Source organism: Metabacillus arenae (assembly GCF_014773385.1).
GTDB lineage: Bacteria > Bacillota > Bacilli > Bacillales > Bacillaceae > Metabacillus_D > Metabacillus_D arenae.
Genome location: NZ_JACXAI010000067.1, coordinates 1 through 8408 on the forward strand (window position 1 = coordinate 1; position 8408 = coordinate 8408).

The 8408-nt window shown below is 33.3% G+C and carries 8 protein-coding genes and 2 pseudogenes; 3 read left to right on the forward strand and 7 right to left on the reverse strand.

Annotated features, from left to right (window positions below; all coding sequences use genetic code 11):
• Positions 1–283: 283 nt before the first annotated feature.
• A pseudogene (locus IC621_RS25805) lies at positions 284–421 on the forward strand (MFS transporter); the annotation flags it as partial.
• Positions 422–924: 503 nt separating this feature from the next.
• Here the strand turns inward: IC621_RS25805 and IC621_RS25810 are convergent.
• From IC621_RS25810 to IC621_RS25820, 3 genes are all read right to left on the reverse strand, one after another.
• The gene (locus IC621_RS25810; RefSeq protein WP_191162871.1) at positions 925–1452 is read right to left on the reverse strand and encodes a DUF2179 domain-containing protein; all 528 of its coding nucleotides are present in this window, start codon (positions 1450–1452) and stop codon (positions 925–927) included.
• Between the two features lie 407 nt (positions 1453–1859).
• Positions 1860–2621, reverse strand: coding sequence for a hypothetical protein (locus IC621_RS25815; protein ID WP_191162873.1), 762 nt, complete (start codon positions 2619–2621; stop codon positions 1860–1862).
• A gap of 53 nt (positions 2622–2674) precedes the next feature.
• The gene (locus tag IC621_RS25820; RefSeq protein ID WP_191162875.1) at positions 2675–3670 is read right to left on the reverse strand and encodes a hypothetical protein; all 996 of its coding nucleotides are present in this window, start codon (positions 3668–3670) and stop codon (positions 2675–2677) included.
• Between the two features lie 59 nt (positions 3671–3729).
• Here IC621_RS25820 and IC621_RS25825 point away from each other — a divergent pair, with 59 nt between their 5' ends.
• Positions 3730–3867 (forward strand): hypothetical protein, encoded by a 138-nt coding sequence (locus tag IC621_RS25825; RefSeq protein WP_191162877.1) that lies wholly within the window; start codon positions 3730–3732, stop codon positions 3865–3867.
• Between the two features lie 860 nt (positions 3868–4727).
• Here the strand turns inward: IC621_RS25825 and IC621_RS25830 are convergent.
• Positions 4728–5147 carry a DUF4181 domain-containing protein gene (locus IC621_RS25830; protein WP_318153124.1) on the reverse strand — a complete coding sequence of 140 codons (420 nt, stop codon included), beginning with the start codon at positions 5145–5147 and terminating at the stop codon, positions 4728–4730.
• Between the two features lie 311 nt (positions 5148–5458).
• The gene (locus IC621_RS25835) at positions 5459–5878 is read right to left on the reverse strand and encodes a DUF2500 domain-containing protein (RefSeq protein WP_191162879.1); all 420 of its coding nucleotides are present in this window, start codon (positions 5876–5878) and stop codon (positions 5459–5461) included.
• 349 nt (positions 5879–6227) lie between these two features.
• Here IC621_RS25835 and IC621_RS25840 point away from each other — a divergent pair, with 349 nt between their 5' ends.
• On the forward strand, positions 6228–6839 hold the full coding sequence (locus IC621_RS25840; RefSeq protein WP_191162881.1) for a dihydrofolate reductase family protein: 612 nt from the start codon (positions 6228–6230) through the stop codon (positions 6837–6839).
• A gap of 538 nt (positions 6840–7377) precedes the next feature.
• Here IC621_RS25840 and IC621_RS26775 read toward each other — a convergent pair.
• A complete protein-coding gene (locus IC621_RS26775; protein ID WP_224752824.1) occupies positions 7378–7701 on the reverse strand; it encodes a helix-turn-helix transcriptional regulator in 324 nt (107 codons plus the stop codon).
• Positions 7702–7779: 78 nt separating this feature from the next.
• Positions 7780–8172 (reverse strand): annotated as a pseudogene (locus IC621_RS26780) (AraC family transcriptional regulator); the annotation flags it as partial.
• Positions 8173–8408: the final 236 nt, after the last annotated feature.

Here is an 8408-nt window from a genome sequence, read left to right on the forward strand (position 1 = left end):
AAACGGGCCCTTTAAATCAATTTTAACTATTTCCAAATATATGAGTATACTCAATCCTTTACTCCATAAAAAAATGAAAAGGCACTCTAAATTGAGAACGCACCTTTTCATGTCAAAACGATCAATTATTCATTTAAAAGTATTTGCTATAGAAATCTTGTCTCAGCTTTCCACTTAGCATATATTTTTGTAGTTTCACTCTTCTCGTGACCAAGTAAGCTCTGGATCACTTCAAACGAACATTCGTTAAATTACTTCCCCATTCACCGATTGGAGTTAAATAACTTATTCTTACTATAAATTTAATAGTGAAGTAACTATACTCATTGGAACAACTTTGCCTTTAATCGCCTTATTAGTTCATTTAATAAAGAATAATACAATAAATTTATCAAAAACCAAAAGTAAATACATGTCCTAACTATTAATGTATCCCAAAAGTTAGAGTGAAAATCTAATTTTTGGGGTACAAACATTAGCATTATCTTCTACATCAGGAGCAAATTAATTACTATTATTGCTTATCTTTATTCGTTTTAGCCTATGCCAAAAATAAGATTATAACCAAAACACCTCATACATTTCTCCAATGCCTTATTGCATAATTCTATTCTTCAATTATTCTAAAGATAGTTTAAGTCCATTTGAATCTCATTTATATTCTGTTTTCTTCAAAGATGTTGCTCCTCAATCTGGCCCTGTTTGCTGAAGGAGAAATTTCTTTGTCTGAATATTTCACATAAAGGGTTGATACTAAATTATTGAAGAAAAACACCTATATTTGTTGCTATTAATAGTTTTTAAACAATATTTATTTAAAATCAGTTTAGTTATTTTCTCCACACTCTATCTCTTGAATTACTTGTTTAATTCGTTGAATTTCGTAAACTTTTTCCATTTTAATTTCAATTCCCACAAGAAATACTATTTAACACCTTTGCGCTTTTTCATGGCCTTTGTTAAATAACCGCCTTTAAATGAACGAAGTTCATAGGAAACCATAAATGCCTTTGGTGTATTTCTATTTATAATTTCTAAGAGCTCTCTCTCCCGCGAACGTTTTGCTACTATATCCAAGCGATAACGTATGGAGTCAATACCTTCTCCTTCAAATACAGTAACTCCAAACCCCGATGATCGCAAAGCGCTTACCAATTCTTCGCATTTTTCAAGTAAACTCACATTATAAGTAACATATCCAATTGCTAGTTTTCGCTCGATATAGCCGCCTAGTAATAAGCCTATACTAAATCCAATGACATAAGCAGTGATGTTCCATACATTAGATAAATCTTGAAAAACGATGCCTAAGCTTACAATATAAATACCGCCTTCTAATAATCCTACACCCGCTGCTGATTTTGTTTGATTTTTTACCAAAAGGATAGTTCGGATGGTCAACACAGGGACGTATATAATTTGTAATAAAAAAATAAGCAACGCTTGGATCATATTCCATCACTCCTTGGCTTTCATATATACATATTAATAATCTATTGGTTCCTTCTGCTTTTTACAAGAAAAATTTCATTTATATGTTGGGATAAGATATACAAGATACTCTAATTTTAGCAACCTTGTAAAAACAAAAATGAAAGGTTAAATAAAAAATACTCTGGAGACTATCTCGTCCCAAAGTATTTTTATAATTATTATGAATATATATTTACTTTTTGCCAATATATAAAAAAAGCTTCCTGATTTAGGAGCTCTTTTATTAAAATTACTATTATTAATATTTTTAGCATTCATAATTCTTATTTAAGCAACAGACATATCATATAATAAGCCAGCTTTCTTTACTCTAAGAAAGAAGTCCGGTTATAAATGTCTACTAACTTTTTTACATTTACTAAATATTAGTAATGTCTAATTAATTTGGACGGCCTATAAATATAACTGCCTTTGTAAATTTCTGCTTTAGAGGTTATGTCCATATAGCTTATATTTCCAAATGCAGTTGCACTAACCTCTTCATGTATTGTTTTTCCTAACCAAGTACCTGTTATAGAGGACGATTTCCAGTTAACAGTTGAACCAACTTTGCCAAATCCTACACTTGGTGGGAAACTGATACTTGTAATTCCTATCCCACTCCAACTATACGATGCAAGAAGATATATTTTATCTGCATTTCCTGAGCCAAAGAAATGACTTTCAATAGCACCTCCTCTATTTGTTCCAACAGTACGTGTCCCTATAAAGTCATTATGGTTTCTACAAGTAGTTACTTTATTTGTCGTTCTACCATCCCGATCATAACCATATACAGGACCGGTTGTGTCGGTGAAAAGACAAGATGCTGTAGAAGCAATATCCTCGGATTCTACTTTATAAAGTGAGGTCTTTTTATCATAAGAAACTTTCTCATCTGGTGTATACTTTTCTTCTATTGCCTTAGCAATCTTCTCCTTATCTGCCTCCTTAACATCAGTCTTAATAACTTGTATTTCAACTCCATTATCATTAATTGTTTCTACTTCAATTGTTTGATTTTCTACCTTTATTTCATTCGTTTTTACAACGTTACTATTGGCTTCAGCTACATTTGTCGTATGAATTAAGAGAACTCCAGCGCTTACTATCGAAAGGACAAATGAATTTTTAATGAAAATTTTCATAATTTTAATATCCCTCCAACAAAATTTTATATAAAAGAAGACTGCAAGCCTTATTAATATTCTATACTCCTTTCATTTTGATTTGGCAAACTATCTTCAATTACCTCTTCTAAATATCCATTTGTATTATCTTTGCTGGGAACTTCTTTATTAAGTCTATTTATATTTTTAATAGATAAATATGTAGCCAAGATGTCAGGTTCAGAACCTTCGAATTTAAATGAACCGTTTTCTAATTGAAGTGACCTTATATATTCATAGGCAGTTTTATCATTAAATATATTTTGATAGCTTTCTATATTCTTTAATTCATTAAGATTGAAAAAAGTATCAATTCTCTCTAGGGATAAATTTGCATTATTTTCAAAATTCGAATTGTAATTTTTAATATAGTCATTAAAGTTAATCTTTTCTTCGAGACCTAGCTTTTCAGCTAAGTCTAATAGCATATAGAGATAACTGCCTTCTTGTTCTTCTGTATTTTCCGTAATATTACTATTTTCTTTTAGAGTGTTTAATAACCAGGTATTTATTGAATCTATTTTAGGAATTGGTTCTTTAAAAGATTTGAAGATATCTATAGTCATGACAGTAGGGAGTATTATTGACATATTATCATTAGGATTCTGAGTATCAATTTTCCTTTTATCATTAAGATCAAGTACAAAAGGGCCCTCATTTAATTGATAATCTTTTAAATAATTAATTATTTCTTTTTGGAATTTCAAATCATGATCATACTGTTTAGAAATTTCAACATAGTACCAAATATTAACTAAGTTTGTAGTGTCATTATCTCGAATTAAATCACCAATTTTAACTTTCGATAAGATATCTTTAATCTTATCCTTTTCTGGTGGGTTTCCTATAAGTTCTTTTGATAAAAGTGCATAATATAGATTATAAAAATCAATAAAATGAATTGGAGTATTGCTAGAATGGGTGCTATTCTCCATACTCTCATGAGATGTATTATTCTCAGATTGTTGAATTAGAAAAAATGTTACTATTGCAATAGCCACTAAAATATAGATAAAGTTTGATTTCAATACAATTCATCTCCTATATAATGATTAACAATGAGATAGAAATGAAAGGAGGATTACTATTGGGCTTTTTAATTATTGGTTTGATAATAGTGATTGTTGTTTCCCTCTTCACTATAGATGGAAAAGCAAAAAAAATTACTGAACAAAATGAGGAAATCATAAACATATTGAAAAAAATAAATGAAAGTAAGAAATAAGGAGTAAAAATCAATGAATTATGGAAAATAATCTAGTTACCAAAAGATACTAAATTTGTAATATGATATTTTATGCCTAATAGGATAATTTTCTTAAATCGTTTTTGATTATCCCAATAAAATTGATGGTGATACCGAAGGAAGTGAAAACTATAATGGAAAATTTCATTCTTAAAAAGAGTCTTCAAAGATAGGAATTTTCATATCTTAGTAGCTCATAACATAGAAGAAATACAACCAATTTAAATTTCTCGACAATTTCATAATATCATAGGATATATTAGTTAAATAGAATCATTTTGGATAATAATGTTAAGTTCCTATTTTTAGATAAATTGTATGTATTTGCTATTTTTGAGTAAATAGGAGTGTAAGCTCATAGATATTTTTCACGTTTTGGTCAGTTCTCTTTTTCTGTTTTGTCTCTAATCTCAGGTCCTCATATTGCCGCAGTGTGTCTCTTCCACACCTTTAATGCAATATCTAATTGCTTCTCTGTGTCTTTAGAAGTTCTAGTTTCTCTGCTTACAGCAACCTTCATGTTAGTTATTTTGGCTCCCTTTTCTCTTCTATTGCTGCTGCCACTTGTGATTATGCTTTCTCAATCCAGACACTACTTCATCTAATTCCCTTAAACGTGTGTTGATATACTCCCTCTCTTTTTGAAATTCCCACCCCCTCGGTAGGCTTTCGTTAGCCGAACTGATACGGTAAATTCTTACTCCTTTTTACCGAGCTTATAACAACTATTATCCTTACTAATTCAAGTGCTATTTACTAAGAGAGAGCCCTACGAGACGTTACTCTATCATTCGACTCTTTGATATAATCCTTCAATTCCAGATTGTTGAAAATTTTTGTTATCTAAACCACCCAAAAAAATTAGTAGTAAACAGTGAAAGAAATGATATTGACATAAACACTAATTGAAGAGTCGTAAAAATATAATCATTTTTATTTTCCGCAAATCTTTTCTCCATAATTGCTCTAGTCGTTTCAGACGCAATTATAAATACAAATAAAAGGACATGAGTTTCCAAAAACCAAATGCTCTCTAAAGGGTCGCGCGTGACGTTAATAAAATTACCGATAAATAGAAGCACAATAAAAATAAGCCTAATTGTCCAATCTATTTTTTTATGTTTATCATTCAAATAGTTATATGAAAAAAATTTCTTTTTTTCAACTTTAAGCAACTTCCTCATAACTTTATCAAATAAAAAGAGCAATAGTACATAAATGGCTAACACTAGAAATAATTTTAACCAAATACCATCCACAAACAATTCTCCCCCTTTTTAACTCTTGGTCTTTTTCCGTATTTTTGCCCGATGTCTCAATACCAATTATTTTAAAATAAGAAACCTAACTCAATCTTTTTTTTCAAAAAAAATACCCTTACCTTACCACAGATAAGCGCCCTTTTTTTAATTACTAAGATCCTTATATTACTGAAATTATGAAATATCGTTATTTATTGTGAAGTTCGATTAGTAATTTAAGCAAAGGAAAACACTACTTTTACTTACCCTTTTTCTATTCCTCACGTAAAAGCAGGATAACTAAGAAGAGTTTTTTTGCGTCGTTCTGCTTAAGTATTCTCTTTCTTCACTTTTTTCCTCTCGTAGCCTAAATATCGAGTCCCTTGAAAGTTTAATATACCAATGTCATCTTCAGAAAGTAGACCATACTCTTTACCCGAAACATGGAACTCCGAACGATCACCACTTTCGAACTCGAAAGTAACAAAATATCTTGTATGAGTGCTTGAAGAATGATGGTGATGGTTGTCTTGTTGATGATGCACATTTGCCCTTCTGGAGATATCTGCTCGTTTTGATTTAACTTTAGCTGGCACTCTTAGTTTCGGAGACTGCTCATTTTTGTGCCACTGATCAATCCCTTTGGAAACTGAAAATAAAATACTGCCGATCACTATCACAAAAATAATTCCAATAAAAATAGGGACGATTTGAAACATAGGATCTTCCATAAAAAATGGGTCTGACATGCAAACACTCCTTCCGTTACATCTTTTATTCCTATACGAGTAAAAATATGAAAAGTTTCATAAAGTAGATATGCTAAAGTTTTTTATATTTCTGTATAGGTATTTCTTCTTTAATTAAAGGGTCATTAGCTCAATATGCTTTGCTCCATTAAATAGCTCTTTTCATGAAGAAAGACACTTTCCTTATTTCAGAAAAGCGCCAGTTTGTTAAGTAAATCATATTGAACCAACAAGGGCTGTGATAGGTATAAAAATATTAAGATAGCAAAATATAAGAAACGTAACATGCGTAATGATAATATTATGAGTTTATACAATTCTAAAACCTAAAGAGAAAGGACGATAGTTAATGCGTAAAATCATTCTATTCATTCACAGTACTTTTAATGGAGTTGTCACTGGCGACCCACGCGAGGACAAAACCAACTTCATGGTCTGGACAACTGAAGCCACCATGGAGGAGGGTTCTGGGTATCTATTAAATACGTTCGATACAGCTGATACCATTTTGCTTGGCCGCGTAACCTACGAAGACCTCTCTAGAAAGTGGCCGTCTATTAATGACTGGCCAAACGTCAGCGATGTAGGTTCACGCCTGGGTGAAAAGATAAACAACGCCCACAAACTAGTTGTAACCGGCGACCGCCCACTCGACGAGCTAAAATGGGGAGAATTTGAAGCTCCAAAACAATTGACCGGCAGTAATATAGAAGAGCAAATTAAGGACCTAAAAAATGCTAACGGTGGCGATATGGTTATTTTCGGTAGTCCAACGCTCGTACGATCCCTTGCAAACGCAAATCTTATTGACGAATATCAGATACTCGTGCACCCGGTGGTGGTCAACGTAGGCGAGCATTTGTTTGACAATCTTAAGGAGCAGAAAGACTTCCATCTCGTGGACGTCAAAACACTTACGGATGGTTCCCTCCTTGTAACCTACGAACCCGCTAAAGCTTAGCTCAACCAGGCAGATCATTACTGTCAATACGATATTCAACAAACTGGCCCTTTAAATCAATTTTAACTAAATATAATCTAAACCATTAACATAGCATTGACTGATATGATATATAGCTACAATAACTTCCGATACAACTAAAATAATAGATAACGATAATAAAGATAATCCAATCAGAAGAATACCTACTTTTCTAATTGTTCAAGCCCCCTATTTTTTGAAAGGCTCAAATCCAACTCTGAAGAATCTCCTGATGTGTAATAATAGGGAGAAAATCTCCTAAAAAAGCCGGTTTTCACCATATTAAGAGGTGTAGCCGGCTTCTTGGTACCCTACTCCTATAAGAGTCAGACTGGATTTTTAGTTTAGATAATGTTTCGTTTGATCAAATTCGATAATATACATAAATCAAGAGATAAGCCACTGTATATGAAATAAACGTCCAGAAGATATTCAAAACTATTAAAGTAAACTACCTTTTTCATGACATACACAAACCATTCAACACAAGTTGTAACGAATAAAAATAAGAATATAATTAAGAATCTCCCGTTATTTCGTCAATAAGGAAGCTGCGTAAACGGTGAACGTCCCGGACTGGTGGCAGCCCAAACATCCGCGCATACTCCCGACTAAAGTGCGATGGGCTCTCGTATCCAACCTGAATCGCAGCTTCCGCCGCATCGATCGATCCAGAAAAGAGCAGGCGGCGTGCCTCTTGCAATCGAAGATGCTTTTGAAACTGAATCGGACTCATCCCAGTGACTTCTTTAAAATAATGATACAAAGACGAGGAGCTCATTCGAGCCTCTGCTGCCAATTCGTCTACACGAAGGGGCTGAGCAAAGTCGCGGTTAAGCATCTCGACGACCCTTGCGATTCGTTGTGCATGGCTTCCGGTGGCTGCAAATTGTATCAAAGACGTGTTGCAATCGTTTTGAAGTATCCGATAAATGACCTCCCGAATGGTAGAAGGCACAAGCAATGGGATATCCTCCGGCACTTCGACCAGTTTCACAAGCCGTAACACTGCATCCATGAGCGTATCATTCATCCTGCTTACTTTCAATCCTCGACTGGCCTCCCCTCTTGCTCGTAAGGTCTTCCCAGACACCTGAATGACATCAAGCATCTGATTCATATCGAATAGAATCTGCAGACTTAAATACGGTGTTTCTCTCGAAGCTTCTATCACTTGTCCCGAAATCGGCAAATGTAGCGAGGCGGTTAAATAGCTGCTTGGATTATACTGGTACACCTCTTGCCCCAGCATAACTGCCTTGGAACCCTGCGCTACGATGCAAAGGGAGGGTTCATAAACCGAATAAACAGGATCGGATAACCGGGATACCCAATCCCTTGAAAAAGTTTATTTAAAATTATTCCTGATAGACCCATTTCCTAGTGTAGTAGAATACGCTTCTTTTTTCCACATAAGAGCCTACTTCATGAAGAATTTTGTTCCGGAAATGCGCCCTCGTATATTATTATTAACCAGATTTTTTCTGGTTTTAAATTATTAAACCTATTCACAAGGTCTAATGATTTAATTCAGATAGAGGTTGTCGC

What these genes read in the sequence shown, in the direction of transcription:
- IC621_RS25810 (WP_191162871.1), bottom strand. Translation starts at nt 1,452, where the DNA reads ATGATCCAAGCGTTGCTTATTTTTTTATTACAAATTATATACGTCCCT.
- IC621_RS25815 (WP_191162873.1), bottom strand. Translation starts at nt 2,621, where the DNA reads ATGAAAATTTTCATTAAAAATTCATTTGTCCTTTCGATAGTAAGCGCT.
- IC621_RS25835 (WP_191162879.1), bottom strand. Translation starts at nt 5,878, where the DNA reads ATGTCAGACCCATTTTTTATGGAAGATCCTATGTTTCAAATCGTCCCT.
- IC621_RS25840 (WP_191162881.1), top strand. Translation starts at nt 6,228, where the DNA reads ATGCGTAAAATCATTCTATTCATTCACAGTACTTTTAATGGAGTTGTC.
- IC621_RS26775 (WP_224752824.1), bottom strand. Translation starts at nt 7,701, where the DNA reads ATGCTTAACCGCGACTTTGCTCAGCCCCTTCGTGTAGACGAATTGGCA.